The organism is Chromatiales bacterium (genome assembly GCA_014762505.1).
In the GTDB taxonomy this organism is placed as follows: domain Bacteria; phylum Pseudomonadota; class Gammaproteobacteria; order SpSt-1174; family SpSt-1174; genus SpSt-1174.
The window spans coordinates 94,078-120,106 of record JABURS010000028.1 but is presented as its reverse complement, the minus strand read 5'-3'; the positions used below and the strand labels follow the sequence as shown (position 1 = coordinate 120,106).

At 65.2% G+C, this 26,029-nt stretch carries 22 protein-coding genes, 1 tRNA gene and 1 pseudogene; 2 read left to right on the top strand and 22 right to left on the bottom strand.

Going from position 1 to position 26,029, the window contains the following annotated elements:
- Positions 1-317: 317 nt before the first annotated feature.
- The 6 genes and pseudogenes from HUJ28_03305 to HUJ28_03280 form a co-directional block, all read right to left on the bottom strand.
- Positions 318-553, bottom strand: a pseudogene (locus HUJ28_03305) (hypothetical protein).
- 28 nt (positions 554-581) lie between these two features.
- The gene (locus HUJ28_03300; protein MBD3618474.1) at positions 582-1,766 is read right to left on the bottom strand and encodes an MFS transporter; all 1,185 of its coding nucleotides are present in this window, start codon (positions 1,764-1,766) and stop codon (positions 582-584) included.
- A gap of 65 nt (positions 1,767-1,831) precedes the next feature.
- The gene (locus tag HUJ28_03295) at positions 1,832-2,488 is read right to left on the bottom strand and encodes a lactate utilization protein (protein ID MBD3618473.1); all 657 of its coding nucleotides are present in this window, start codon (positions 2,486-2,488) and stop codon (positions 1,832-1,834) included.
- Complete coding sequence (locus tag HUJ28_03290; protein MBD3618472.1) at positions 2,485-3,924, bottom strand: iron-sulfur cluster-binding protein; 1,440 nt, start codon at positions 3,922-3,924, stop codon at positions 2,485-2,487. Before HUJ28_03290 ends, HUJ28_03295 begins: the two co-directional genes overlap by 4 nt.
- Positions 3,925-4,206: 282 nt before the next feature.
- The gene (locus HUJ28_03285) at positions 4,207-4,986 is read right to left on the bottom strand and encodes a (Fe-S)-binding protein (GenBank protein MBD3618471.1); all 780 of its coding nucleotides are present in this window, start codon (positions 4,984-4,986) and stop codon (positions 4,207-4,209) included.
- A 267-nt stretch (positions 4,987-5,253) separates the two neighbouring features.
- Positions 5,254-7,557, bottom strand: a complete 2,304-nt coding sequence (locus HUJ28_03280) for an RNA-binding transcriptional accessory protein (protein MBD3618470.1) — start codon at positions 7,555-7,557, stop codon at positions 5,254-5,256.
- 93 nt (positions 7,558-7,650) lie between these two features.
- Between HUJ28_03280 and HUJ28_03275 the strand changes: the two genes are divergently transcribed.
- Both HUJ28_03275 and HUJ28_03270 read left to right on the top strand, forming a co-directional pair.
- Positions 7,651-7,938, top strand: coding sequence for a hypothetical protein (locus HUJ28_03275; protein MBD3618469.1), 288 nt, complete (start codon positions 7,651-7,653; stop codon positions 7,936-7,938).
- Between the two features lie 4 nt (positions 7,939-7,942).
- Positions 7,943-8,905 (top strand): hydrolase, encoded by a 963-nt coding sequence (locus HUJ28_03270; protein MBD3618468.1) that lies wholly within the window; start codon positions 7,943-7,945, stop codon positions 8,903-8,905.
- A 207-nt stretch (positions 8,906-9,112) separates the two neighbouring features.
- On the opposite strand, the gene pnp is transcribed toward HUJ28_03270, so the two are convergent.
- From pnp to nuoI, 16 genes are all read right to left on the bottom strand, one after another.
- Positions 9,113-11,197: a polyribonucleotide nucleotidyltransferase gene (gene pnp / locus HUJ28_03265; protein MBD3618467.1), complete on the bottom strand. Its 2,085-nt coding sequence runs from the start codon at positions 11,195-11,197 to the stop codon at positions 9,113-9,115.
- 33 nt (positions 11,198-11,230) lie between these two features.
- The gene (rpsO, locus tag HUJ28_03260) at positions 11,231-11,500 is read right to left on the bottom strand and encodes a 30S ribosomal protein S15 (protein MBD3618466.1); all 270 of its coding nucleotides are present in this window, start codon (positions 11,498-11,500) and stop codon (positions 11,231-11,233) included.
- Positions 11,501-11,603: 103 nt separating this feature from the next.
- The gene (gene truB / locus HUJ28_03255) at positions 11,604-12,521 is read right to left on the bottom strand and encodes a tRNA pseudouridine(55) synthase TruB (protein MBD3618465.1); all 918 of its coding nucleotides are present in this window, start codon (positions 12,519-12,521) and stop codon (positions 11,604-11,606) included.
- A 60-nt stretch (positions 12,522-12,581) separates the two neighbouring features.
- Positions 12,582-12,974 (bottom strand): 30S ribosome-binding factor RbfA, encoded by a 393-nt coding sequence (rbfA, locus tag HUJ28_03250; protein ID MBD3618464.1) that lies wholly within the window; start codon positions 12,972-12,974, stop codon positions 12,582-12,584.
- Between the two features lie 24 nt (positions 12,975-12,998).
- On the bottom strand, positions 12,999-15,551 hold the full coding sequence (gene infB, locus HUJ28_03245) for a translation initiation factor IF-2 (GenBank protein ID MBD3618463.1): 2,553 nt from the start codon (positions 15,549-15,551) through the stop codon (positions 12,999-13,001).
- Positions 15,552-15,576: 25 nt separating this feature from the next.
- Entirely contained in the window at positions 15,577-17,082 is a 1,506-nt protein-coding gene (gene nusA / locus HUJ28_03240; GenBank protein ID MBD3618462.1) for a transcription termination/antitermination protein NusA, read from the bottom strand.
- A gap of 27 nt (positions 17,083-17,109) precedes the next feature.
- Positions 17,110-17,598, bottom strand: a complete 489-nt coding sequence (rimP, locus tag HUJ28_03235; GenBank protein MBD3618461.1) for a ribosome maturation factor RimP — start codon at positions 17,596-17,598, stop codon at positions 17,110-17,112.
- A 181-nt stretch (positions 17,599-17,779) separates the two neighbouring features.
- Complete coding sequence (locus HUJ28_03230; protein ID MBD3618460.1) at positions 17,780-18,976, bottom strand: ATPase; 1,197 nt, start codon at positions 18,974-18,976, stop codon at positions 17,780-17,782.
- Between the two features lie 65 nt (positions 18,977-19,041).
- Positions 19,042-19,118 (bottom strand) — tRNA-Met (locus HUJ28_03225).
- 56 nt (positions 19,119-19,174) lie between these two features.
- Complete coding sequence (locus HUJ28_03220) at positions 19,175-19,504, bottom strand: DUF2818 family protein (protein ID MBD3618459.1); 330 nt, start codon at positions 19,502-19,504, stop codon at positions 19,175-19,177.
- A gap of 7 nt (positions 19,505-19,511) precedes the next feature.
- Complete coding sequence (nuoN, locus tag HUJ28_03215) at positions 19,512-20,954, bottom strand: NADH-quinone oxidoreductase subunit NuoN (GenBank protein MBD3618458.1); 1,443 nt, start codon at positions 20,952-20,954, stop codon at positions 19,512-19,514.
- Between the two features lie 12 nt (positions 20,955-20,966).
- Positions 20,967-22,484, bottom strand: a complete 1,518-nt coding sequence (locus HUJ28_03210) for an NADH-quinone oxidoreductase subunit M (GenBank protein MBD3618457.1) — start codon at positions 22,482-22,484, stop codon at positions 20,967-20,969.
- Positions 22,485-22,568: 84 nt separating this feature from the next.
- A complete protein-coding gene (gene nuoL / locus HUJ28_03205; protein ID MBD3618456.1) occupies positions 22,569-24,551 on the bottom strand; it encodes an NADH-quinone oxidoreductase subunit L in 1,983 nt (660 codons plus the stop codon).
- A gap of 5 nt (positions 24,552-24,556) precedes the next feature.
- Complete coding sequence (nuoK, locus tag HUJ28_03200; protein ID MBD3618455.1) at positions 24,557-24,862, bottom strand: NADH-quinone oxidoreductase subunit NuoK; 306 nt, start codon at positions 24,860-24,862, stop codon at positions 24,557-24,559.
- A gap of 58 nt (positions 24,863-24,920) precedes the next feature.
- Positions 24,921-25,514 (bottom strand): NADH-quinone oxidoreductase subunit J, encoded by a 594-nt coding sequence (locus HUJ28_03195; GenBank protein ID MBD3618454.1) that lies wholly within the window; start codon positions 25,512-25,514, stop codon positions 24,921-24,923.
- Between the two features lie 21 nt (positions 25,515-25,535).
- On the bottom strand, positions 25,536-26,024 hold the full coding sequence (nuoI, locus tag HUJ28_03190; protein ID MBD3618453.1) for an NADH-quinone oxidoreductase subunit NuoI: 489 nt from the start codon (positions 26,022-26,024) through the stop codon (positions 25,536-25,538).
- Positions 26,025-26,029 lie beyond the last annotated feature (5 nt).

The following is a 26,029-nucleotide window of genomic DNA, read 5'->3' as shown; positions in this document are numbered from 1 at the left end:
GCTTTTGCATCGGACACCTCTCCGGGGCATTATCCCCTTATCTGGGTGTCCGGAAAATCAGGGGTGCCTCAGGTCTTGCAGTGCCACATCCCGGCCTATGGCTATTTCTCGAAGCTCAGGTCCGGTTTGCCACGATATGGGCACAGGTGTGCAGGCGGGGGGGGGAGGGGCGACTTGCAGAGTGCGGCCAGATCCATCTGGAGATACTTCCCTGATTGTGTGTCTTGCGGCGTGGTTGATACACGCTTTAATTCAAAGGATACCAGAAAACGGCAGTGCTGCTACAGGCGTGTCTATAACACAGACCGGACCCCGGACTATGGCGCATCACTTCCGATCAGCACGCCGATGCCCTCTTCCCGTATCGTCGCCATGGCCTCTTCCAGCGCGGCGGCATCCGTCGGGAATTCATCGTCGAGTTGCCGTAGGCGTCGATGACCTCGAGGAACCAGCCTTCGCTCTCTCCCCGGTAGATCTCGATACGCACGCTGTCATCGCCTTCGGTGACATCCTGGCACAGGGGGCTCATTTCCAGTTCGTATTCATCATTCATCGCATGACTCCAGCTGTGATTGATGCGTCTAGTTATCCACGTGCGGCTCGTGCACGGCAAGTCCCATCACCAGTGACGCGGCGAACGCCAGGCTCCCGCCGTAGACGAAGGTCCAGACGGGATCGAGGTCCCAGAGCAGGCCGGCGATCAGGGCGGCCGGCAGTGCGGCGAGGCTGATCACCAGGTAATAGAGGCCGAGCACGCCGCCACGCTGCAGCTCGGGGGCGAGGTCGGCCACCAGGACGCGGCTGCTGGCCTCGACCAGGGCGTAGCTGATGCCGTAGAGCGCGAAGAGCATGACATGGGCAGCGATGCCGTCGAGCATCGCGAAGCCGAGGCTCACCAGGGCAAAGATGAGGTAGCCCGCCAGCACGACGCGCCGACGGCCGATGCGGTCGGAGAGGCGTCCTGCCGGGTAGGCGAAGAAGGTGTAGGTGAACTGGAAGAGCGCGTACAGCAGGATGGGTATGGCGACGGCCAGGCGGTCGTCGAAGGCCGTGGCGCTGCGCAGGACGAAGAACATGTAGCTGAAGTTGCCGAGGGCGAACAGGCCCGAGGCGAGGAGTACCGGCCGCAGGCCGGCCGGCAGTGGCCCGGTGGGCCAGGCAGCGGCCTTTTTCACGACCGTCACCGGCTCCCGCACCCAGACCAGGGGCAGCACGGAGGCGAGCCCGAGCAGCCCCGCCAGCAGGAACAGCTGCCCGAAGCCCCAGTCCAGCCACCAGTAGAGGGCGAAGACGACCAGGGTGCCGATGAGGGCGCCGGCCGAATCCATGGCGCGGTGCAGGCCGAAGCCGCGACCGCGCCGCTCGCGCGTGGTGGAGGCGGCCAGCAGGGCGTCGCGCGGTGCCGCGCGCAGGCCCTTGCCCAGCCGCTCGCCCGAGCGCAGCGCGAGCACCTGCCCCCAGTGCGTGGCGGCGGCGAGTCCCAGCTTGGCCAGCGCGGAGAGCAGATAGCCCACGAGGACGAAGCCCTTGCGCCGCCCGAGCCGGTCGGACCAGTGGCCGGCAAACCACTTGGTGAGGCTGGCCAGCGCGTCGCCGAGGCCCGCCACCAGCCCGACGGCCAGCCCGCCGCCGCCGAGCTGCACGATGAAGAGCGGCAGCAGGGGCAGGATCATCTTGCTGGAGGTGTCGTTGATGAAGCTCACCACCCCGAGCAACGGCACGTTGCGCTGCAGGGTGTCCGGCTGTCTGTCTTCGTCCCTGTGCATGACCGACCTCGCGCCGCCTTCAAACGGTCACCGGCGTTCTGCCGCCGGCAAATGGACTCGCTCGCCTATTCAACCCATAGCACGTGCAGGCTGCGCGGGCCATGCGCGCCGAGCTGGATGGTCTGTTCCACGTCGGCGGTGCGCGACGGGCCGGTGATGAGATTGACGGTGCGGGGCCAGTCGCCGTCGCGGGCGCGCAGGCGCATCCAGGCATCCTCGAGATGACGGACGAGATCGCGGGCATGGACGACCACGAGGTGGTGATCCGGCAGGAAGTTGAGGCTGGTGGGATTCCCGGGCCCGGAGAGCAGCATCAGGCTGCCGGTCTCGGCGATGGCGCAGAAGGCGCGACTGACACAGACCGGCTCGCCGCCATGGCTGCGACCGAAGCGTGGCGCGAGGCTCGCGCCCGCCCAGTCCAGCGCCTGCAGTGATGGGGCGACGGCGAGCGGTCCGGCGAGCTGGTGGGTGGCGAGATAGCGCGCCACCTGCCCAGGCACACCGACCTCGTCCGGCAAGCCCTCCAGCGTGCCCGCCGCGGCCTCCAGCCGGGCACGGAAGACGTCGGGCAGGTTGCCCGGCGGCAGCTGCGGGCGCAGCGTGGTCTCGCCGGCATCGCCACGCAGGTGCAGGGCCAGGGTGTCGCGCGTGGCCGAAGACAGCTGGTCGCGGCCCAGGCCGCGCCGAATCGCCGCGAGGATGTTCGCGCGGGCGTCGTTCATCCTGTCTCTCCCCTGCCCTTTTCTCTCCGGCGCCAGGCCGCCATGAAGGTCTCGCCCTGCGGGACCGGCAGCACGCGCCCGCCGCGGAACCAGTTGCCGGCCAGCGGCATCGCGCGGAGGTGGCCGCGACGCCCGCCCAGCAAGCGCAGCACGCGCGCCTCAAGGGCCGTGACACGCCGGTAGAGCCGCGGCTGCCGCGCCAGCCAGCCCCAGGCCGCCAGCGCCCAGCGCGCGCGCCGGGTACCGATGTGATGCTGGAACTGCCGGTGGCGCAGGCTGCGCAGCAGCTCCGGCAGCGGGATGTTCACGGGGCAGACCTCGGCGCAGCGACCGTTGAGGGTGCAGGCATTGGGCAGGTCCTTCGCCTCGCGCAGGCCGAGGGTGAGCGGCGTGAGCACGGAGCCCATGGGGCCGGGATAGACCCAGCCGTAGGCGTGACCGCCGATGGCGCCGTACACCGGGCAGTGGTTCATGCAGGCACCACAGCGGATGCAGCGCAGCATCTCGCGGAATTCGTCCTTGAGCATGGCGCTGCGGCCGTTGTCCACCAGCACCACGTGGAACTGCTCCGGGCCGTCGGGATCGCCGGCGCGACGCGGGCCGGTGAAGAGCGTGGTGTAGCTGGTGATGGGCTGGCCGGTGGCGCTGCGCGCGAGCAGGCGCAGCAGCGTGGTGGCATCTTCCAGCGTGGGCACCACCTTCTCGATGCCGGCGGTGACGATGTGCACCTTCGGCAAGGTATTGGTGAGATCGCCGTTGCCCTCGTTGGTGACGATGATGCCGGAACCGGTCTCGGCGATGAGGAAGTTGGCGCCGGTGATGCCGACGTCTGCCGCGAGGTACTTGTCGCGCAGCACCTGGCGCGCCTCGTTGACGATGTCCGGGATCTCGCTGAGCTTCTCGGTGAGCCCGTATTTCGCGTGGTGTTCGTGGAACAGCGTGGCGATCTGCTCGCGCGTCTTGTGCACGGCCGGCGCGATGATGTGGCTGGGCGGTTCCTTGGCGAGCTGGATGATGTATTCGCCGAGATCCGTCTCCACCACCTCCATGCCGGCGGCCTCCAGCGCTGCGTTCACGCCCACCTCCTCGCCCACCATGGACTTGCCCTTGGTGACGCTGCGCGCGCCCGCGGCCTCACAGATCGACACCACGATGCGCTGGGCCTCCTCGGCCGTGGCGGCCCAGTGCACCTGCCCGCCCCGGTCGAGCACCTGCTGCTCGAAGCGTTCCAGGTAATAGTCGAGATGTTCGAGGCTGTGGTTCTTGATGGCCACGGCGCGCTCGCGCAGGGCCTCGTACTCGGGCAGGGCCTCGAAGGCCAGGCGCCGCTTGAGGACGAAGCCGTCCTTCGCACGACCCAGGGCGCTGCGCAGCGTCTCGTCGTGGAGGGCCTCCACGGCACGCTGCCTGAATTCGTGGCTACGCGACTGGGTCATGGGCGTTGGGCGGAAAGTCTGGTCGCCACAGAGGTCACAGAGTACACAGAGGAAAACCATTCTCGCGATTGCCTCTGTGTGCTCCGTGTCCTCTGTGGCCAGATGCATTCAACATCTGTGGCGTGCAGCGCCAGGTCCATCGCCTCACGACCGTATAGGGCGGCCCGTGGCCGCCGCATGTCTGCCTGCCAGTGCGCCCTGTGGTCGGCGGCCACGGGCCGCCCTATGGAAACGGTGCCCTCGGTGGCAAAGACACATCGCGTCCGCCTCACGTCTACGGCCTCACTCCTCACGGCCATCCGGCTCTCCCAGGGCCGCATGGCCGGTCATGCCTGCCAGCACCTCGGCGACGTGATAGACCTTCACCGCACTGCCCTCGGCCTTGAGGCGGCCGGCGATGTTGAGCAGGCAGCCGAGGTCGCCGCCGAGCACGGTGGTGGCGCCCGTGTGCGTGATGTCCGCGGCCTTGTCGGCGACCATGCGCCCGGAGATCTCGGGGTACTTCACGCAGAAGGTGCCGCCGAAACCGCAGCAGACCTCCGCATCCGCCAGTTCGGTCAATGCGAGGTTTCTCACGGAGCCCAGCAACTGGCGGGGCTGGTGTTTGATGCCCAGCTCGCGCAGGCCGGCGCAGCTGTCGTGGTAGGTGACGGTCTCGTCATAGGCCGCGTCCACGGCCTGCAGGCCGCAGACCTCGACCAGGAAGCTGGTGAGCTCATGGGTGCGCTCCGCCAGCGCCTGTGCGCGGGCCTGCCAGGCGGGATCATCCTCGAACAGGCGCGGATAGTGGCGGATCATGCCCGTGCAGGAGCCCGAGGGCAGCACGGTGTAATCGAAGCCCTCGAAGGCGGCGATCACCTGCCGCGCGAGGGCGGCGGCGGTGGCGTTGTCGCCGCTGTTGTAGGCGGGCTGCCCGCAGCAGGTCTGCAGCTCGGGCACCGTCACTGCGCAACCGGCCTGTTCGAGCAGGCGAACGGCGGCAAAGCCCACCGAGGGACGGTAGAGGTCGGCGAGGCAGGTGACGAACAGCGCCACCTGTCGCGGGGCGGATGCGGTGGTCATGGCCTGATCTTAGCAGGGTGTTGAATAAAGGGCTGTCCTGCCCTTTTTCAACTCGCCTCGTCGCGGTACACGCCCGCGACGGTCTCCGGAAATCAATCACTTACCGTGATTGATTTCCGTGCAAGCCATCCATGGCTTGCCCAACAGGCCGTTTATCAACAACCTGTTGGGCCTTTCCGGCCCGGGGATAAACACGCCCGCCCCCGGCACCCACCCACACTGGATACCCGGAAACGACAACGCCGCTCGATGAGCGGCGTTGTCGTCTCAGCGCTTGAGCGCGTTCTTCAGGGCCTCGGCCATGGCCCCGGCAGGCTGGGCCTGCGGCGCACCACCGCGCGGCTTGCCGCCGGCAGGGCGACCTCCCCGCGGCTTCTCGCGCGCGGCGGGCCGCTCCGCGTCGCGTGGATCATCGGCAAGGCGCATGGACAGCCCCACGCGGCGGCGCTGGAGGTCCACCTCCATGACCTTCACCTTGACCACGTCGCCGGCCTTGACCACCTCGTGCGGGTCCTTGATGAACTTGTCGCTCATGGCCGAGATGTGGACCAGCCCATCCTGGTGCACGCCGATGTCGACGAAGGCGCCGAAGTTGGTGACGTTGGTGACCACGCCCTCCAGGATCATGCCGTCCTTCAGGTCCTTGAGCTCTTCCACGCCCTCACGGAACTCGGCGGTCTTGAACTCGGGACGGGGATCGCGACCCGGCTTGTCGAGCTCGGCGAGGATGTCCTTCACCGTCGGCAGGCCGAAGCGCTCGTCCGTATAGTCATCGGGCCTCAGGCTGCGCAGAAAACCCGTGTCACCGATCAGCGACTTCACCTCGCGGCCGCTCGTGGCCACGATGCGCTCCACCACCGGGTAGGCCTCGGGGTGCACGGCCGAGGCATCCAGCGGATTGTCGCCGTCCATGATGCGCAGGAAGCCCGCGCACTGCTCGAAGGCCTTCTCGCCCAGGCGGGTGACCTTGAGCAGCTCGGCGCGGTTGCGAAAGGCGCCGTGCGCGTCGCGATGTGCCACCACGTTGGCCGCCAGGGTCGCGCTCAGTCCGGAGACGCGCGCGGGCAGCGGGGCGGAGGCCATGTTGAGGTCCACGCCGACGGCGTTCACGCAGTCCTCCACCACCGCCTCCAGCGAGCGGGCGAGCTGGCTCTGGTTCACGTCGTGCTGGTACTGGCCGACACCGATGGACTTGGGCTCGATCTTCACCAGCTCCGCCAGCGGGTCCTGCAGGCGGCGGGCGATGGAGACTGCGCCGCGCAGCGAGACGTCGAGGTCCGGAAATTCGTTGGCCGCCAGTTCGGAGGCCGAGTACACGGAGGCGCCCGCCTCGCTCACCATGACCTTGGTCAGCCGCAGTTCGGGATGGCGCCTGATGAGGTCGGCGGCGAGCTTGTCGGTCTCGCGCGAGGCCGTGCCGTTGCCGATGCTGATCAGCTGCACACCGTGCTTCTTCGCCAGCGCCGCCAGCACGGCGATGGACTGGTCCCACTGGTTCTTCGGCACGTGCGGATAGATGGTGGCGGTATCGACCAGCTTGCCGGTGGCATCCACCACCGCCACCTTCACCCCGGTGCGCAGCCCCGGGTCCAGCCCGAGGGTCGCGCGCGCACCGGCCGGCGCGGCCAGCAGCAGGTCGTGCAGGTTGCGGGCGAAGACCTTGATCGCCTCCTCCTCGGCCGCCTCGCGCAGGCGCATCTTGAGGTCGAGATCCAGCTTCAGGTGGATCTTCACGCGCCAGGCCCAGCGCGCCGTCTCCAGCAGCCAGGCATCCGCGGGGCGGCCGCGGTCCTCGATGCCGGCACGCTCGGCGATGGCGAGTTCGGCAGGATGGGCCTGCCCCTCGGTCACCGGCAGGTCGAGATTGAGCTGCAGCACGTTCTCGTTGCGCCCACGAAACAGCGCCAGGGCGCGATGCGAGGGGACCTTGTGGATGGGCTCGGCGAAGTCGAAGTAATCGGAGAACTTGGCACCGGCCTGCTCCTGCCCGACCACCACCTGCGAACTCAGCACGCCCTCGTTCCACAGGCGTTCGCGCAGGCTGCCGATCAGCTCCGCATCCTCGGCGAGGTCCTCCATCAGGATCTGGCGCGCCCCGTCGAGCGCGGCCTTCTCGTCGGCCACGCCCTTCTCGGCATCGATGTATTTCGCGGCCTCGGCCTGCGGGTCGCGCGTCGGGTCGTTGAGCAGATCATGCGCCAGCGGCTCGAGCCCCGCCTCGCGGGCGATCTGCGCCTTGGTGCGGCGCTTGGGCTTGTACGGCAGGTAGATGTCTTCGAGCGTGGTCTTGGTCTCCGCCGCCCGCACCTGTTTCTCGAGCTCGGGCGTGAGCTTGCCCTGCTCCTCGATGCTCTTGAGCACGGTCTCGCGACGGTCCTCGAGCTCGCGCAGGTAGCGCAGCCGCTCCTCGAGATTACGCAGCTGCGTGTCGTCCAGCCCACCCGTCACCTCCTTGCGGTAGCGGGCGATGAAGGGCACCGTTGCCCCCTCGTCGAGCAGCTGTACGGCGGCCAGCACTTGGTTGTCGCGAACGGCGAGCTCGTTGGCGATACGCGCGTGAATCGATACCATGGCATGCATCCTGTGAAGCGAAGCGCAGATTCTACCCGCCGCGCCCGCCGATACCAGTCTTGACATCACAACCCAGGGAAAAAGCCCAGCAAAATGAAGCAACTGGAAGAAAAACTCATCACCTGGTACGAAATGCCGGGCATCCGTGCCAAGGGCTGGGCCCCGCGCCTGTTCTGGTACCCGGCCGCCGACGGCTCGCCCTACGGCGCCATGAAGGTCGAGCCCCGCGAGCTGGAGGTGCTGTTCGCCACCCTGCTGGACGAGCCCTCCGAGTACAAACAGTCCCTGGATGCCGAACAGAACGGTCGCGGGACCTTCATCGCGGCCAACGCCCGACGCCACGAGCTGCCGCTGCTCACCCGTCTCGCCAGGCCCGACTAGAGCCGTGATCGTCCACAGCGACTTCAAACCGGCCTGGTGGCTGCCCGGCCCGCATCTGCAGACGCTCTGGCCCAACACCCTGCGCCCGCGGCCGCGCGTGCGGCTCGCGCGCGAACGGCTGGAGCTGCCGGATGGCGACTTCCTGGACCTGGACTGGGGGCCGCAGCGCGACGGCGCGCTGGTGCTGGTGCTGCACGGCCTGGAGGGCTCCTCGCGCTCTGGCTATGCCGCCGGCATCCTGCGACGCCTGGCGCAGAAGGGCTTTCAGGGGGTGCTGATGCATGCACGCGGCTGCAGCGGGCAACCCAACCGCCTGCACCGCGCCTACCATGCCGGCGAGACCGGCGACATGAGCCTTGTGGTCGACGAGCTGCGGACACGCTTCCCAGACCGCCCCATCGCCGCCGTCGGCTATTCGCTGGGCGGCAACGCCCTGCTCAAGTGGCTGGGCGAGACCGGCGCAGACAACCCGCTGGCTGCCGCCGTCGCCGTCTCCGTGCCCTTCATGCTGGCGCATGCCCATGAACGCCTGCAGGACGGCTTCTCGCGGCTGTATCAGTGGCACCTGATGGGCAAGATGAAGCGCGGCGTGCGTCGCAAACGCGACCTGCCCGGCTACCCGGTGGACGTGGCGGCGGTGCAGCGGCTCACGACCTTTCGCGAGTTCGATGACCGGGTCACCGCCCCGCTGCACGGATTTGCCGGCGTGGACGACTACTACGCGCGTTCCAGCTCGCGCCAGTTTCTGGCCGGCGTGCAACGCCCCACCCTCGTTCTGCATGCACGCAACGATCCCTTCATGTTTGCGCACTCCATACCAACCGCGCAGGAGCTCTCACCCCACATCCGGCTGGAACTGAGCGAACACGGCGGCCACGTGGGCTTCGTCGAGGGCAGGATACCGGGGCTTGCACGCTACTGGCTGGAGCGGCGCATCCCGCAGTGGCTGGGGGAGACGTTGGTGTAAGGGTGAATGTCCGTTGTCTGTTGTCCAGGCATCGTCATTCCTGCGAAGGCAGGAATCCATAGCGGCAGGCAGGCATGACGTGAAAGGTGATTTGTCACAGAGGACACAGAGAAAGGCATACATACCCACCTTTGAGCCCTGTGTGGCAAAAAAGCAAAAGGGGCCCGAAGGCCCCTTTTGCATATCCGGCCGTTGGTCGGGCCAGACTCAGTCGTTGACCGCCTTCATGCTCAGGCGGATACGGCCCTGCTTGTCGATCTCCAGGACCTTGACCTTGACGATGTCGCCCTCGGAGAGCTTGTCCGCCACGTTCTCCACGCGCTCGTTCGAGATCTGGGAGATGTGCACCAGGCCGTCGCGGCCCGGCAGGATGGTGACGAAGGCGCCGAAGTCCATGATCTTGGCGACCTTGCCCTCGTAGATCTTGTCCACCTCGACGTCGGCGGTGATCTCCTCGATGCGGCGACGGGCCTCTTCACCCGCGGCCTGGTCGACACTGGCGATCTTGATGGAACCGTCGTCGCTGATATCGATGGTGGCGCCGGTCTCTTCCGTGATGGCACGGATCACCGCACCACCCTTGCCGATCACGTCGCGGATCTTGTCCGGATTGATCTTCATGGTGATGAAGCGCGGCGCCCACTCGGACATCTCCTGGCGCGGTGCGTTGATGGCCTCGGCCATCTTTTCCAGGATGTGCATGCGGCCTTCGCGGGCCTGGCCCAGCGCGATCTCCATGATCTCGCGGGTGATGCCGTCGATCTTGATGTCCATCTGCAGGGCATTGATGCCCTCGGCGGTACCGGCGACCTTGAAGTCCATGTCGCCCAGGTGATCCTCGTCACCCAGGATGTCGCTGATCACGGCGAACTTCTCGCCTTCCTTGATCAGCCCCATGGCGATACCGGCCACCGGGGCCTTGATCGGCACGCCGGCATCCATCAGCGCGAGGCTGGTGCCGCAGACCGAGGCCATGGAGCTGGAGCCGTTGGACTCGGTGATCTCCGAGACCACGCGGATGACATAGGGGAAGTCGTTCTCGTTCGGCATCACGGCCTGGATGCCGCGCTTGGCCAGGCGGCCGTGACCGATCTCGCGACGCTTGGGCGACCCCATGAAACCGGTCTCGCCCACGCAGTACGGCGGGAAGTTGTAGTGGAGCATGAAGTTTTCCTTCCGCTCCCCTTCGATCGCGTCGATGATCTGCGCATCGCGGCCGGTACCCAGGGTGGCGACCACCAGGGCCTGGGTCTCGCCACGGGTGAACAGCGCCGAGCCGTGGGTGCGCGGCAGCACGCCGACGCGGGATTCGATGTGACGCACGGTCTTCGTGTCGCGACCGTCGATGCGCGGCTCGCCGGCGAGGATGCGGCCGCGCACGATCTTCTTCTCCAGCTTGCCGAAGGCGCCCTTGACCTCGTCGACGCTCGGGCCGGCTTCGTCGTCGGTGGCCAGCTTCTCGACCACGGCGTCGCGAATCGCGGCCACGCGGTTCTGGCGCTCGAGCTTGTCGGCCACCTGGTAGGCGGCGGTGAGATCGGCCTCGGCGGCCGCGGCCACGGCGGCGGCGAGCGACTCGTCGACGGCCGGCGCGGTCCATTCCCAGGCCGGCTTGCCGGCCTCGGACTTGAGTTCATTGATGGCCTGGATGGCGGCGCGCATCTGCTCGTGACCGAAGATCACGGCACCCAGCATCACCTCTTCCGACAGCCCCCGGGCCTCGGATTCCACCATCAGCACGGCCTTCTCGGTACCAGCCACGACCAGGTCCAGGTCGGAGTCGGCAAGTTCGGACATGTCCGGGTTGAGCAGGTATTCACCGTTGCGGTAACCCACGCGCGCGGCGCCAATCGGGCCCTGGAAGGGCATGCCCGAGAGGGCGAGCGCCGCGGAGGCACCGATCATGGCGGGGATGTCCGGATCGATCTCCGGATTCACCGACATGACGGTGGCCACCACCTGGACTTCGTTGGTGAAGCCCTTGGGGAACAGCGGACGCAGTGGCCGGTCGATCAGGCGCGAAGTCAGCGTCTCCTTCTCGGAGGGGCGGCCTTCACGCTTGAAAAAACCGCCGGGGATCTTCCCGGCGGCATAAGTCCTTTCCTGGTAGTTCACGGTCAGCGGGAAGAAGTCACGGCTCGGGTCCGCGTCCTTCTGCCCGACCGCCGTCACCAGCACCGACGTGTCGGCCATGTTGACCATCACGGCGGCGGTAGCCTGGCGGGCGATCTCACCGGTTTCGAGGGTAACGGTGTGCTTACCGTACTGGAACGACTTTTTGATCGGGGTCACTGATGAATATCCTGACGACTATTTGTGTTGTTCTTAGCGACGCAGACCCAGGGACGCGATCAGGTCCTGATAGCGCTTGAGGTCCTTGCTCTTGAGATAATCGAGCAGCTTGCGACGCTGGTTGACCATCTTCAGCAGGCCACGACGGGAATGGTGATCGTGCTTGTGATCCGCAAAATGCTGGGTCAGGTGGTCAATTCGCGCCGACAGCAACGCGACTTGTACCTCCGGGGACCCGGTATCGGATGCACCGCGGCCGTATTGTTCAACAACCGCCGCTTTCTGTTCTGCAGTAAGTGCCATCTTTCTCCAAAGCTCCAGATTAACTAAGTCACATGAAAATTAGGGTGTAGCAAGGCGGCGATTCTAGCAGAACCGGCCGCCCACTCCTAGTGCCGAGTGGCCTTCAGGCCTGAGAAATCAGCCGCTTGGGACCAACCCGGCCATCGTCCAGGATCTGGCCGATGCCGATGAACTCCTCCTGCGGGCCGAGCAGCACGAGCAGCCCCCCGGCGGGCGCCCCCGGTACCTGCAGGGCCTGGCCGAGCCGCAGGTAGTGGGCACCGTCGGCATCCAGCACCACCCGCGGCCAGTGGGCGAGTGCGCTGGCCACCGGCATGAGAAAGCCATCCAGGGCCTGGGGGCCCTGCTCGGCCGCGGCCTCCAGCTGCTCCAGGGTCACCATCTCAGGTTCGTCGTAGGGCGCCACGCCCAGGCGGCGCAGTTGCGACACGTGCGCCCCACAACCCAGGGCCTCGCCGATGTCCTCGACCAGGGTGCGGATGTAGGTGCCCTTGGAGCAACGCACGTCCAGCTCCAGCTGCGCCTCGTCCCGGCCGAGCAGCTGGAGGGCATGGATGACCACCGCCCGCGGCGGCCGTTCGACCTCGCGACCCTGCCGAGCCAGTTCGTACAACCGGCGGCCATCCTGCTTCACCGCCGAGTACATGGGGGGGATCTGCTCGATGGGCCCGCGAAAGCGCGCCAGTACCGCCTCGATCTCGGCATCCGTGTAGGCGCGCACCGGGCGGGTCTCGATCACCTCGCCCTCGGCATCCGCCGTGTCGGTGCGCTGGCCCAGCCGGGCCACGGTGCGGTAGTGCTTGTCGGCCTCGAGCAGGTAGGCGGAGATCTTGGTGGCCTCGCCGAAACACAGCGGCAGCAGGCCGGTGGCAAGCGGATCGAGGCTGCCGGTGTGGCCGGCCTTGCGGGCCTTGAGCAGGCGCTTGACGCGCTGCAGGGCCTGGTTGGAGGTCAGCCCCGCCGGCTTGTCCAGCAGTACCACTCCGTCGATGTCGCGCAGGTCTTTCTTCTGACGTGCCATAGCCCGTTGCCGTTGACGACCACGCCCGTCGCGGCAGGTGACAGCAACGGGAGCGGCGGTTCAGTCGTTGGATGGATCCGGATCGTCGTCGTGCGCCTGACGGTCACGACGCACGGCCTCGTCGATGAGAGCCGACAGCCGCGCCCCCTTGATGGAGGTCTCGTCGAAGATGAAGCGCAGTTCCGGTACCTGGCGCAGCCGCATGATATGGCTGAGCTGGCGGCGCAGGAACCCGGCGGCACGGTTGAGTCCGGCCTGGGCCTCACGCCCCGCCTTCTCGTCCTCGAACACGGTGAAGAATATCTTGGCGTAGGCGAGGTCTTTCGATACCTCGACATCACCCAGGGTCACCATGCCAACGCGCGGATCCTTCACCTCGTCGCGGATCAGCTGCGCCAGCTCGCGACGCAACTGTTCGGCGACCCGGTCGCTGCGGGAGAATTCACGCGGCATGATTGCCTGTCTCCGTCACGCGGCTCAGATGCTGCGGGCCACTTCGACGCGCTCGTAGACCTCGATGTGGTCGCCGGGCTTGACGTCGTTGTAGTTCTTCACCGCGATACCGCACTCGGTACCCATGCGCACCTCGTTGACGTCGTCGCGATGACGGCGCAGCGATTCGAGCTCGCCCTCGTAGATCACGACGTTGTCGCGCAGCACACGGATCGGGTTGCCGCGCTTCACGGAGCCTTCCACCACCAGACAGCCGGCGACCGCGCCCATGGCGGAGGAGCGGAACACGTCCTTCACCTCGGCCAGACCGACGATCTCCTCGCGCACCTCCGGCGAGAGCATGCCGGACAGGGCCTGGCGCACATCGTCGATGGCGTCGTAGATCACGCTGTAGTAGCGCAGGTCGACCTCGTTGTCCTCGGCTGCGCGACGGGCGGCCGCATCGGCACGCACGTTGAAGCCGATCATGATCGCGCCCGAGGCCACGGCCAGATTGACGTCGGATTCGCTGATGCCACCCACGCCGGCGGCGATCACGTTCACCTTCACCTCGTCGGTGGAGAGCTTGACCAGCGAATCGCGCAGCGCCTCGGCACTGCCCTGCACGTCGGTCTTGAGCATGATGTTGAGTTCGGCGGCCTCGCCGTGCTGCATCTGGTTGAAGATCTGGTCGAGCTTGGCGGCCTGCTGGCTGGCGAGCTTCTTCTCGCGCAGCTTTTCCTGGCGCAGCTCGGCAACCTCGCGCGCCTTGCGCTCGTTCTCCACCGCCAGCACGTCGTCACCCGCGTTGGGGGTGCCGGACAGACCCAGCACGGCCACCGGCATGGACGGACCGACCTCCTGCACCTGCTGGCCATTCTCGTCGAACATGGCGCGCACGCGGCCGAACTCCTGGCCGGAGAGGATCATATCGCCGCGCTTCAGGCGACCCTTCTGCACCAGGATGGTGGCCACCGGGCCACGTCCCTTCTCCAGCGAGGACTCGATGACGATACCCGAAGCCGGGCCTTCGTCCGGGGCCTTGAGCTCCATCACCTCGGATTGCAGCAGCAGGGCGTCGAGCAGGGCATCGATGCCCTCGCCGGTCATCGCCGAGACATTCACGAACATGGTGTCGCCGCCCCACTCTTCCGAGATGACCTCGTACTTGGAGAGCTCGTTCTTCACCCGTTCCGGATCGGCCTCGGGCTTGTCGATCTTGTTCACCGCCACGACGATGGGCACACCCGCCGCGCGGGCATGCTGGATGGCCTCCTGGGTCTGCGGCATGACGCCGTCGTCGGCGGCCACCACCAGCACCACGATATCGGTGGCCTGGGCGCCACGCGCACGCATCGCGGTAAAGGCCGCGTGGCCCGGCGTATCCAGGAAGGTGACCACACCCTTGTCGGTCTCGACGTGGTAGGCACCGATATGCTGGGTAATGCCGCCAGCCTCGCCAGACGCCACCTTGGCGCGGCGGATGTAATCCAGCAGCGAGGTCTTGCCGTGGTCGACGTGACCCATCACGGTCACCACTGGCGGACGCGGCTTCTGCTCGCGGGTATCCTCTTCCTCGGACACTGCAATGATCTCGGCCTCGGCGTCGCGCTGTTCCATCGGCCGGCCCTTGTGGCCCAGTTCCTCGACCACCAGGATCGCGGTGTCCTGATCGATGGGCTGGTTGATGGTGGCCATCACGCCCATGCCCATCAGCGCCTTGATCAGCTCGGGTGCCTTCACGGCGAGCTTCTGCGCCAGTTCGGCCACAGTGATGTTTTCCGGCACCTCCACCTCGCGCACGACCGGGGCGGTGGGCTTTTCGAAACCGTGCTTGCCGGCACCGGCGGCAGCCGGCTGACCCAGCGGACGACGCGGCCCTTTCTTGCGACGGCGACCGGTCTTGTCGCTGGCGACGTGCAGCTCCTTGCGACCGTAACGCGTGGCGCCTTCGTCATCGTCCTTGCCACCCTTGGCCTTGGTGCGCTTGCGCGCCGGCTCCTTGGCGGCAACGCGCGGCTCGGCCTCGGCGGCAACACGCGCCTCTTGCTCGGCCAATGCCTGTGCGGCCTCTTCCTCGGCCTTCTTGCGCGCCTCTTCTTCCTCGATCTTCTTGCGAGCAGCGTCTTCCTCTGCCTTCTTGCGCGCCTCTTCCTCGGCCTTGCGGGAGGCCTCCTGCGCGGCCTGGGCGATCTTGCGCTCTTCCTCGATCTGCTTGGCGATCTCGGCGGCACGGCTCTTCGGCGGCTCCGGCGCGGCTTCCAGCTCGGCCGCCGCCTCGACCGGCATCTCTTCCTCGGCGGCACGCTTCACGTAGGTGCGCTTCTTGCGCACTTCCACGCTCACCGTCTTGGCACGACCGGCGCCGCCGGAAACGGTCAGTTCCGAGGTGCTCTTGCGGCGCAGGGTGATCTTGCGGCCACCCTCATCCTTGCCATGGCTGCGACGCAGGTGCTCCAGCAGCTGCATCTTTTCCTTGTCGGTCAGCTCGCCATCCGCCCCCGACACCTCGATACCGGCGTCGCGCAGCTGCTCGAGCAGCCGGTCAACCGGTGTGCCGACGACTTCAGCGAGCTGTTTAACCGTCACATTCGTCATACACCAAACCTCCCGTTGACCCTTGTTATGCCTGCGTCTCGTTCTCGAACCACGGCGCGCGCGCCGTCATGATGAGCTGAGCCGCGGTTTCTTCGTCCAGTGATTCGATTTCGAGCAGATCGTCCACGGCCTGCTCGGCGAGATCCTCGCGGGTGACCACGCCACGCGCCGCCAGCTCGTAGGCCAGCTCGCGATTCATGCCTTCCATCTCAAGCAGATCGGCAGCCGGCTCGTTGGCGCCCAGCACCTCTTCACTGGCGATGGCGCGCGTCAGCAGCGCATCGCGCGCACGGCCGCGCAGCTCGGCGACGATACCCTCGTCGAACTCCTCGATTTCGAACAGCTCGGACTCCGGCACATAGGCCACTTCCTCGATGCTGGAAAAGCCTTCCTGCACCAGGATGGCAGCGACTTCCTCGTCCACATCGAGCTGTTCCATGAAGGTATTGACCAGCGCCTTGGCCTCTTCCTCGCTCTTCTCCTCGGCCTGCTCGACAGTCATCACGTTGAGCTCCCAGCCGGTGAGCTGACTGGCCAGCTTGATGTTCTGGCCGCCGCGACCGATGGCCTGGGAGAGCTTGTCCTCGGCCACCGCGATATCCATGCTGTGCGCGTCCTCGTCGACGACGATGGACTGCACCTCGGCCGGGGACATGGCGTTGATGACGAACTGCGCCGGATTGTCATCCCACAGGATGATGTCCACGCGCTCACCGGCCAGCTCGTTGGAAACGGTCTGTACGCGCGAGCCGCGCATGCCGACGCAGGCGCCGACAGGGTCCAGGCGCGGATCGTTGGAACGCACGGCGATCTTGGCGCGCAGCCCCGGATCGCGGGCGGCGCCCATGATATCGATGAGACCCTGGCCGACCTCCGGCACCTCCAGCTTGAACAGCTCGATGAGGAATTCCGGAGCGGTGCGGCTGACGAACAGCTGCGGGCCACGCATCTCGGAACGCACGTCTTTCAGATAACCGCGCAGGCGATCGCCGGGACGCACGGACTCGCGGGCGACCATTTCCTCGCGCGGGATGAAGGCCTCGGCATTGTTGCCCAGGTCCAGGAAGATACCGCTGCGCTCCACGCGCTTGACAATGCCCATCACGAGCTCACCGACGCGGTCGATGTAGGCGTCCACCACCTGCTGACGCTCGGCCTCGCGCACCTTCTGCACGATGACCTGCTTGGCGGTCTGCGCCGCGATGCGTCCGAACTCCACCGAATCCATCGGCTGCTCGACGTAGTCGCCGACCTCGACGCTGTCGCCGTAGTCGCGCTGCGCGTAGCTCAGCAGCATCTGGCGCTCGGGCGACTCGAATTCCGGATCCTCGTCATCCACCACCAGCCAGCGGCGGAAGGTCTCGTAGTCGCCAGTCTCGCGATCGATGGAAACGCGCACATCGATGTCGCCACCGTGCTTCTTGCGGGTCGCCGACGCCAGCGCAGCCTCGATCGCCTCGAAGATGATCGACTTGTCCACACCCTTCTCGTTGGATACCGCATCAACTACCAGCAAGATTTCTTTGTTCATGAGTTCCTGTCTCCGAAAATCACCGGATTACTTCACTTCGAGCACGAGTCGCGCCCGGTCGATGGCATCGAAGGGCACCGCAAAGGGTTCGCCATCGACATCCACCACAATCTTTTCGGCCTCGACCGACTCCAGCGTGCCGGTGGCACGGCGGCGCCCGTCGACCGGGAATTTGAGCCGCAGCTTGAGCCGACGGCCGATATAGCGCTGATAGTGCTCGGGTTCGAACAGCACGCGGTCCAGCCCCGGGGAGGATACCTCCAGGGTGTAGGCCACCGGGATCGGGTCCTCGACGTCGAACAGCGCGCTGAGCTGCTCGCTCACATTGGAGCAGTCGTCCAGCGAGACGCCTTCCGCGCTGTCGATGAACACGCGCAACAGGGCGCTGTTCTTCTGTGGCCGGTATTCCAGGCCCCAGAGCTCGAGCCCGAGCCCTTCGACCACGGGCCGGATCAGGGCCTCGAGCTGTAACGGGTCATCACGCACAATCGGCTTCCAAAACGAAAAAAGGGCCATGAGGCCCCTTCAAGCACTGCCAGTAACCCCATTGAAATCAAGACGTTGCCAATGGAGAGGCCAACCGCAGCTAACAAAAAAGCCCCTAGCGGGGCCCTTTGACTCCATCCAGAAACAGTCGCGATTCAGTGACCGTCGTCTGGATTTGGACGCCGATTATAGATAGCACCCGCAGATTATGTCAAGACCGGTCACCACCGGCCACCGGCAGCACGACCCGGAAGCGCGTGCCCTGTCCGGGGTGACTGTCCACCTCGATCCCGCCGCCATGGCGCTGGACGATGCCATAGGAGATGGACAGACCCAGCCCCGTGCCCTCGCCGACCGGCTTGGTGGTGTAAAAGGGATCGAAGATATGGCGCAGCACCTCCGGCTCGATGCCCTGCCCCGTGTCCTCCACCTCGAACCAGACCTGCTCCGCCCCCTGGGTACCGGTGCGGATCACGATGCGCCCCTGCCCCTCGATAGCCTGGGCCGCATTGACCAGCAGGTTCATCATCACCTGGCCGATCTGCGAGGCCTGACATTCCACCGGCGGCAGTTCACCAAGTTCGAGCACCACCTCGGCCTTGTACTTGAGCTCGTTGTGCACGATGTTGAGGGTACGCTCCATGGCACGATTCAGATCCAGTGCCTCGCGTTCGCCCTCGCCGGCGCGCGAGAAGTCCTTGAGGTCCTCGATGATCTGCCGCACCCGCGAGACCCCTTCACGGGATTCCGCCACCAGCGATCCCAGGTCCTCGCGCAGGAAATCGAGCCGGATGGATTCGCGCAGCTCGCGAATCGACTGGCGGAGGACATCCGCGTCGCCATCGGGCGTCTCCAGGGCCTGGTAGGCATCGAGCAACCGGAACAGGTCGTCGACATACTCGGCGAGCGTACCCAGGTTGGAATTGATGTACCCGACGGGATTGTTGATCTCGTGCGCCACCCCGGCTGCGAGCTGGCCGATGGAGGCCAGACGGTCCGACTGCATCAGGCGGTCCCGGGCCAGGGCGAGCTCGGCCTGGCGCGCATCCAGCTGTACCGCCTGCATACGCGCCATCTGCACCGCCAGGCGCAGGCCTGCCGCATCGGGCGGCGAGCCAAGCCAGGCAATCCCGGCCTGTTCCACACGCGCCTGCAGGTCGGTGGCGGCCTCCGGCAGCAGGACCACCACCGGCACCCCTGCCCGCTCGCGCCAGTCCAGTGCCGGCCCGAGCGGATCGTCCCCGGGGGGCATCGCCACCAGCACCAGCAGGAGCGGCGTCCCGGCATCGCCTTCCTCCAGACACTGCAGCCGCAGGCCAAGAGGGTCGGCCAGGGGGGTGAGCCGGGCCAGCAAGTCGCTGGCACCGGACACGACACCGATCGTCTCCGTTGAGGATGATTCCTGCATGACTCCCCCTGGGCCCGCAAATCGCGGGCACAAAAAAACCCGGCCGAAGGCCGGGTTTTCGAATGTGGTAGCGGGGGCAGGATTTGAACCTGCGACCTTCGGGTTATGAGCCCGACGAGCTGCCAGACTGCTCCACCCCGCAACTGAGGCTGCGTATACTAACGAAGCCGAACGGGCGGCGCAACCCCTGCGCGGCGATTAACGCGCAGCGCGGCGTTTGAAGTAGTGACTGAGGTCGTAACGCCAGATGAACCCCGGCAGTGCGAACACCAGAAACAGCGCGAGCGTCACCGCGTAGAACTCCCAGTCCTGGCTGTGGGTGCCGCCGGACAGCTTCCATTCCAGGCCGAAACCCATCGCGCCGACCGCCAGATAAAGCACCAGCCATTCCAGCAGCCGCCACCAGGCCGACTTGCCCTTCTCCATCGGCACAACGAAGAACAGCCGGTCGCTCAGCCACGGCAGGTTGGCCGCCACGAAGGCGACCAGCAGGTAGATCCAGACGATGTTGTCGGCCAGCCAGTTCATAGCGTACTCAGGGGGCGATGGCCGCCACACAGACCGACATCAGCAGGCCCGGCAGGATACCCAGTACCAGCATGGACAGACCGTTGGCGCCCATGATGAGCTGCACGCCCAGGCCGGGCCTGAGTTCGGCCTCGTCTTCCGCCGGGTCGAAGTACATCACCTTCACCACACGCAGGTAGTAGAAGGCGCCGATGATGGAGAAGATCACGGCGTAGGCCGCCAGCCACACCATGTCGACCTGCACCACGGCCTGCAGCACGGCGACCTTGGCGTAGAAACCGACGGTCGGCGGCACGCCCGCCATGGAGAACATGATGAGCAGCATCATGAAGGCCAGCCAGGGGCTGCGCTCGTTCAGGCCCTTGAAGTCGTCGATGTTCTCGGCCTCGAAGCCCTTGCGGCTGAGCAGCATGATCATGCCAAAGCCGCCGGCGGCCGTGATGGCGTAGACGATGGTGTAGAACATGGCCGAGGAATAACCCTCGGGGGTGCCGGCCAGCAGACCGAGCATCAGGAAGCCGACATGCGAAATGGTGGAATAGGCCAGCATGCGCTTGATGTTGGTCTGCGCGATGGCCACCACGTTGCCCACCGCCAGCGACAGCACCGCCAGCACCGTGAACATGTCGCCCCAGTCCGCATGCAGGCCGCCCAGGCCCTCGACCAGCAGACGCATGATCATGGCGAAGGCCGCGATCTTGGGTGCGGTACCCAGCAGTAGGGTCACCGAGGTGGGGGCGCCGTGATAGACGTCCGGCACCCACATGTGGAACGGCACCGCACCCAGCTTGAAGGCCAGGCCGATGACGACGAAGACCAGGCCGAAGACCAGCGGCATGCTCATTCCGGCATCACTGCGCAGGATGAAGCTCGCCACCTCGAGGATATCCAGCGACAGCGTGACGCCATAGAGCATGGACATGCCGTAGAGCAGCATGCCCGAGGCGATGGCGCCGAGCACGAAGTACTTCATCGCGGCCTCGGCAGCGAGACGGTCGTCGCGGTTGAAGGCCACCAGGGCATACAGGGACAGCGACAGCAGCTCCAGACCGAGATAGATCACGAGGAAGCTGTGCGCCGAGACCATCACCATCATGCCCAGCACGGCGAACAGGCCGAGCACGTAGTACTCGCCCTTGTACATGTCGCGTTCGGCCAGATAGGGGCGCGAATAGGCGAAGACCATGAAGGTCACACCATAGATGAAGGCCTTGAGCACCGTGGCCATGGTGTCCAGCACGAAGGTGCCGCTGAAGGTGGTACGCACCGTGCCGTCTTCCAGCAGCAGCGTGAGCACCAGGGCACCGACCAGGGTCGCCTGCGAGAGCAGATAGGTGAAATTGCGCTGCTCCTGCTTGAGGAACAGATCAATGACGAGGATCGCACAGGCCATGCCGAGCACGAACATCTCGGGCAGGACCAGCATAAAATCGGGCATTGCGAAGTTCATCGACCTCTCCGCTTACAGCTTGGATTGGGAAACATGCTGCACGAGGTTTTCCACCGTCACGTGCATCACATCCGTCAGGGGTGCCGGCCACACGCCGAGCAGCAGGACCGCCACGGCGAGCAGGAACAGGAACAGGAACTCGCGTCCGTTCACGTCCTTGAGCTTGGCGACGTTGTCGTTGCCGATCTCGCCGTAGATCACGCGCTTGACCAGCCACAGCGTGTAGGCCGCGCCGACGATCAGCGTGGTCGCCGCCAGGAAGGCGATCCAGAAATTGGCCTTGAAGGCGGCCAGGATGACCATGAACTCGCCGACGAAGCCCGAGGTGCCCGGCAGGCCGGTGTTGGCCATGGCGAACAGGACGAAGAAGGCGGCGAAGATCGGCATGGTGTTGGCCACGCCGCCGTAATCGGCGATCTCGCGGCTGTGCATGCGGTCATACAGCACACCGATACAGAGGAACATGGCACCGGAGATGAAGCCGTGCGAGACCATCTGCACCATGCCGCCTTCGATACCGAGCACGGCGCCATCGTAGCTGCCGGTATTCTCGAAGATGGCGAACATCAGGAAGAAACCGAGCGTGACGAAACCCATGTGCGCGATGGAGGAATAGGCCACCAGCTTCTTCATGTCCTTCTGCACCAGGGCAACGAAGCCGATGTAGACCACCGCCACCAGCGACATGAGGATCACCAGCCAGTCCAGTGCCGCCGAGGCGTCCGGCGTCATCGGCAGGCTGAAGCGCAGGAAGCCGTAACCGCCGATCTTCAGCATGATCGCCGCCAGGATCACCGAGCCGCCAGTAGGCGCTTCGACGTGGGCGTCCGGCAGCCAGGTGTGCACCGGCCACATCGGCACCTTCACCGCGAAGGCGATGAGGAAGGCAAGGAAGATCAGGATCTGTTCGGTCAGGCCCAGCTGCAGGCCGTGGAATTCCAGGATGCTGAAATTGCCCGACTGGGTGTACATGTAGATCAGCGCGACCAGCATGAACACGGAGCCGAGGAAGGTGTAGAGGAAGAACTTGATGGTCGCGTAGACGCGGCGCGGGCCACCCCAGACACCGATCACCAGGAACATCGGGATCAGCATCGCCTCGAAGAAGATGTAGAACAGGATCGAATCCAGGGCTGCGAAAACGCCCACCATCATCCCTTCCAGGATCAGGAAGGCGGCCATGTACTGCGCGACGCGCTTCTGGATCACCTCCCAGCCCGCGATCACCACCAGCACGGTGGTGAAGGTGGTCAGGATGATCAGGGGCATGGAGATACCGTCCACGCCCAGGTGATACATGATCTTGAAGGCTTCGATCCAGACGTAGGGACCTTCCTCGAACTGCATCGCGTGCGTGCTGCGGTCGAACTCCGTCCACAGCGGCAGGCTGATCAGGAAGGTGGCGACGGAAAAGCCCAGCGCCAGGCGACGCGCGCCATCCGGCGCCTTGTCTCCGGCGGCCAGCACGATAAAGCCCCCGATGATGGGGAGCCAGATCACCAGACTGAGTAACGGCCAATCTGCAAACATCGATTGAGTTCCTTAAACCTTCTGTGACGGGCGCTCGCGCCCGGCATTATCGTTGTGCGTTATCGCGTGTACGTCCTGCGTGAACTACCGTCCGATCACGAACCAGCTGAGCAGCACCAGCAGACCGATGATCATGGCAAAGGCATAGTGGTACAGGTAACCGGTCTGGGAGTGGCGCGCCACGCCTGAGACCCAGCCCACAACCCTGGCCGTGCCATTGACGAGGATGCCGTCGATCAGCAGGGCATCACCGAAGCGCCACAGGAAGTCCCCGAGCCGACGCGCACCGCGTGCGAACACGAAGTCGTTGATGTCGTCGGCGTAGTACTTGTTGTCCAGCAGGCGATGCAGCCAGCGGAACTTGTTGTAGCCCCACTCGGCGATCCCCGGGCGCTTGATATAGATGAACCATGCGGCAAACAGTCCGCCCAGGGCCAGATAGACCACGGGGGTCGCGAAGCCGTGCAGGATGAAGCCCCAGATGCCGTGGTAGCTATCCTGCAGCTGCGCAATCGCAGCATGCTCGGGGGCGACGTGGATCACGCCGGCGAAGAAGTCACCCATCACCATCGGGTCGATGACATAACCTGCCAGCACGGAAGGAATGGCCAGCGCGATCAGCGGCAGGGTGACCACCCAGGGCGACTCATGCGGTTCACCGCCATGATGGCCGTGGCCATGGTCGTCGTGATGCGCATGCTGGCGGAAGCGTTCGTCCGTGTGGAACACCAGGAAGAACATGCGGAAGCTGTAGAAGGCGGTGACGAAAACGCCCAGCAGCACCAGCCAGTAGGCAAACTGCGCGCCCGGAATATTGGCCATGTGCACGGCCGCGATGATCGAGTCCTTGGAGAAGAAGCCGGAGAAGCCGGGGAAGCCGATCAGGGCCAGTGAGCCGATCAGGGCCGTGATATAGGTGATCGGCATGTACTTGCGCAGACCGCCCATCTTGCGCATGTCCTGTTCGTGGTGCATGCCGATGATCACGGAACCGGCGGCCAGGAACAGCAGGGCCTTGAAGAAGGCATGCGTCATGAGGTGGAACACCCCGGCGGCATAGGCCGACGCACCCAGGGCCACGGTCATGTAGCCGAGCTGGGACAGGGTCGAGTAGGCCACCACGCGCTTGATGTCGTGCTGCACCACGCCGATCAGCCCCATGAAGAAGGCGGTGATGGCGCCGATGACCAGGATCACGGACAGGGCGGTCTCGGACAGCTCGTACAGCGGCGACATGCGCGCCACCATGAAGATACCGGCGGTGACCATGGTCGCGGCGTGGATCAGCGCGGAGATCGGGGTCGGGCCTTCCATGGAGTCCGGCAGCCACACGTGCAGCGGAACCTGGGCCGACTTGCCCATGGCACCGATGAACAGCAGGATGCCGATCACGCTCATCAGCGCCCATTCGCTGCCCGGGAGGATGCTGATGGTCTCGTCCACCAGCCCCGGCGCCTTCTCGAACACCTCGTAGTAGTCAAGGCTGCCCATGTACATGAGCACGGCGGCAATACCCAGCAGGAAGCCGAAGTCACCCACGCGGTTGACCAGGAAGGCCTTCATGTTGGCGTAAATGGCCGTGGGCTTCTTGTACCAGAAACCGATCAGCAGGTAGGAGACCAGGCCCACCGCTTCCCAGCCGAAGAACAGCTGCAGGAAGTTGTTGGACATGACCAGCATGAGCATGGAGAAGGTGAACAGCGAGATGTAGCTGAAGAAGCGCTGGTAACCGGGGTCGTCCTGCATGTAGCCGATGGTGTAGATGTGCACCATCAGGGAGACGAAGGTCACCACCAGCATCATCATCGCGCTGAGATTGTCGATGAGGAAGCCGATCTCGAAGCGGATACCCTCGACCACCATCCAGGTGTACACGCTGCCGTTGAAGATCTCGGCACCGTCGAAGACGTGGTGCTTGAACACGATCACCGACAGGATGAAGGATACGGCCACGCCCAGGATGGTCACCGTGTGCGCACCGGCACGGCCGATCTGGCGGCCGAACAGCCCGGCGATGGCAGCACCGATCAGCGAGGCAAGCGGAATGGCGAGATAGATGTTCTCCATGGCCCCTACCCTTTCAGCTCGTCGAGATCGCGCACGTTGATGGTCTGGCGGTTGCGGAACAGCACCACCAGGATGGCCAGACCGATGGCGGCCTCGGCTGCAGCCACGGTCAGGATGAAGAACACGAACACCTGACCGGCCAGATCACCGTTGAAATGCGAGAACGCGATGAAATTGAAATTGACCGCGAGCAGCATCAGCTCGATGGACATGAGCAGCACGATGACATTCTTCCGGTTGAGGAAGATGCCGGCGACGCTCAGGGAGAACAGTACGCCCCCCAGGATCAGATAATGCGACAATGGAATCATGTTATCCCCTGCCTCTTGCGCGCTTTATCGCGCGTTCGAGCAATAGTGTTCGAATTCGTTATTTCTTCTCGGCCTTCATCTTCACCAGGCGCACGCGGTCATTGCGATTGACCTTCACCTGGCGGCCCGGATCCTGATACTTGGTCTCCGGCCGGCGGCGCATGGTCAGCGCGATGGCGGCGACGATCGCCACCAGCAGGATCACCGCGGCCAGTTCGAACGGGTACACGTACTCGGTGTAGAGCACCATGCCCAGTTCCTCGGTGTTCGCATAATCGGCCGGGGCACGCTCGGGTGCCGGCACCTGGAAGGGCTTGGCGCTCACCACCAGGATGATCTCGACCACCATCAGGACTGCCACCACGACACCCACCGGCAGGAACTGGATGAAGCCCTCACGCATGCGAGCGATGTTGATGTCGAGCATCATCACCACGAAGAGGAACAGCACCATCACCGCCCCCACGTAGACCAGCACCAGCACGATACCGAGGAACTCGGCCTCCATCAGCAGCCACAGGGCGGCAGCGGTGAAAAAGGTCAGCACCAGGAACAGCGCCGCATGCACCGGGTTGCGCACGGTGATCATCCGCAAGCTGGAAAACACCATGATCGCGGCGAAGAAATAGAAAACGATCTGTTCGAAGGTCATGTCGGGTCTCGAACCTTGTAATTAACGGTAGGGCGCGTCCGCCGCGCGATCAGCAGCAATCTGCGCTTCGTACTTGTCGCCCACGGCCAGGAGCTTTTCCTTGGTCATGATCTGCTCGCCGCGGTTCTCGAAGTGGTATTCGAAGACGCGTGTCTCGACGATGGAATCCACCGGACAGGCCTCTTCGCAGAAACCGCAGAAGATGCACTTGAACAGGTCGATGTCGTAACGCGTGGTGCGGCGCGTGCCATCCGGACGCTCTTCCGACTCGATGGAGATCGCCAGCGCCGGACATACCGCTTCACACAGCTTGCAGGCAATGCAGCGTTCCTCGCCGTTGGCGTAGCGACGCAGGGCGTGCAGACCGCGGAAACGCGGCGACTGCGGAGTCTTTTCCTCCGGATACTGCACCGTGATCTTGGTGGCGAACAGGTGACGCCCGGTCACTCCCATGCCCTTGAGCAGTTCGAGCAGCAGGAAGCTCTTGAAGAAATTGCGTACGGCCTTCATGTCAT

Excerpts from the sequence above, each read along its gene's own strand:
- HUJ28_03195 (MBD3618454.1), bottom strand. The coding sequence starts at position 25,514 with ATGACCTTCGAACAGATCGTTTTCTATTTCTTCGCCGCGATCATGGTG.
- HUJ28_03290 (MBD3618472.1), bottom strand. The coding sequence starts at position 3,924 with ATGACCCAGTCGCGTAGCCACGAATTCAGGCAGCGTGCCGTGGAGGCC.
- HUJ28_03300 (MBD3618474.1), bottom strand. The coding sequence starts at position 1,766 with ATGCACAGGGACGAAGACAGACAGCCGGACACCCTGCAGCGCAACGTG.
- HUJ28_03210 (MBD3618457.1), bottom strand. The coding sequence starts at position 22,484 with ATGTTTGCAGATTGGCCGTTACTCAGTCTGGTGATCTGGCTCCCCATC.
- HUJ28_03280 (MBD3618470.1), bottom strand. The coding sequence starts at position 7,557 with ATGGTATCGATTCACGCGCGTATCGCCAACGAGCTCGCCGTTCGCGAC.
- rpsO (MBD3618466.1), bottom strand. The coding sequence starts at position 11,500 with ATGGCACTTACTGCAGAACAGAAAGCGGCGGTTGTTGAACAATACGGC.
- nuoK (MBD3618455.1), bottom strand. The coding sequence starts at position 24,862 with ATGATTCCATTGTCGCATTATCTGATCCTGGGGGGCGTACTGTTCTCC.
- HUJ28_03230 (MBD3618460.1), bottom strand. The coding sequence starts at position 18,976 with ATGCAGGAATCATCCTCAACGGAGACGATCGGTGTCGTGTCCGGTGCC.
- truB (MBD3618465.1), bottom strand. The coding sequence starts at position 12,521 with ATGGCACGTCAGAAGAAAGACCTGCGCGACATCGACGGAGTGGTACTG.
- HUJ28_03275 (MBD3618469.1), top strand. The coding sequence starts at position 7,651 with ATGAAGCAACTGGAAGAAAAACTCATCACCTGGTACGAAATGCCGGGC.
- nuoL (MBD3618456.1), bottom strand. The coding sequence starts at position 24,551 with ATGGAGAACATCTATCTCGCCATTCCGCTTGCCTCGCTGATCGGTGCT.
- rimP (MBD3618461.1), bottom strand. The coding sequence starts at position 17,598 with ATGGCCCTTTTTTCGTTTTGGAAGCCGATTGTGCGTGATGACCCGTTA.
- nusA (MBD3618462.1), bottom strand. The coding sequence starts at position 17,082 with ATGAACAAAGAAATCTTGCTGGTAGTTGATGCGGTATCCAACGAGAAG.
- infB (MBD3618463.1), bottom strand. The coding sequence starts at position 15,551 with ATGACGAATGTGACGGTTAAACAGCTCGCTGAAGTCGTCGGCACACCG.
- HUJ28_03220 (MBD3618459.1), bottom strand. The coding sequence starts at position 19,504 with ATGAACTGGCTGGCCGACAACATCGTCTGGATCTACCTGCTGGTCGCC.
- HUJ28_03285 (MBD3618471.1), bottom strand. The coding sequence starts at position 4,986 with ATGACCACCGCATCCGCCCCGCGACAGGTGGCGCTGTTCGTCACCTGC.
- HUJ28_03295 (MBD3618473.1), bottom strand. The coding sequence starts at position 2,488 with ATGAACGACGCCCGCGCGAACATCCTCGCGGCGATTCGGCGCGGCCTG.
- nuoN (MBD3618458.1), bottom strand. The coding sequence starts at position 20,954 with ATGAACTTCGCAATGCCCGATTTTATGCTGGTCCTGCCCGAGATGTTC.
- rbfA (MBD3618464.1), bottom strand. The coding sequence starts at position 12,974 with ATGCCGCGTGAATTCTCCCGCAGCGACCGGGTCGCCGAACAGTTGCGT.
- nuoI (MBD3618453.1), bottom strand. The coding sequence starts at position 26,024 with ATGAAGGCCGTACGCAATTTCTTCAAGAGCTTCCTGCTGCTCGAACTG.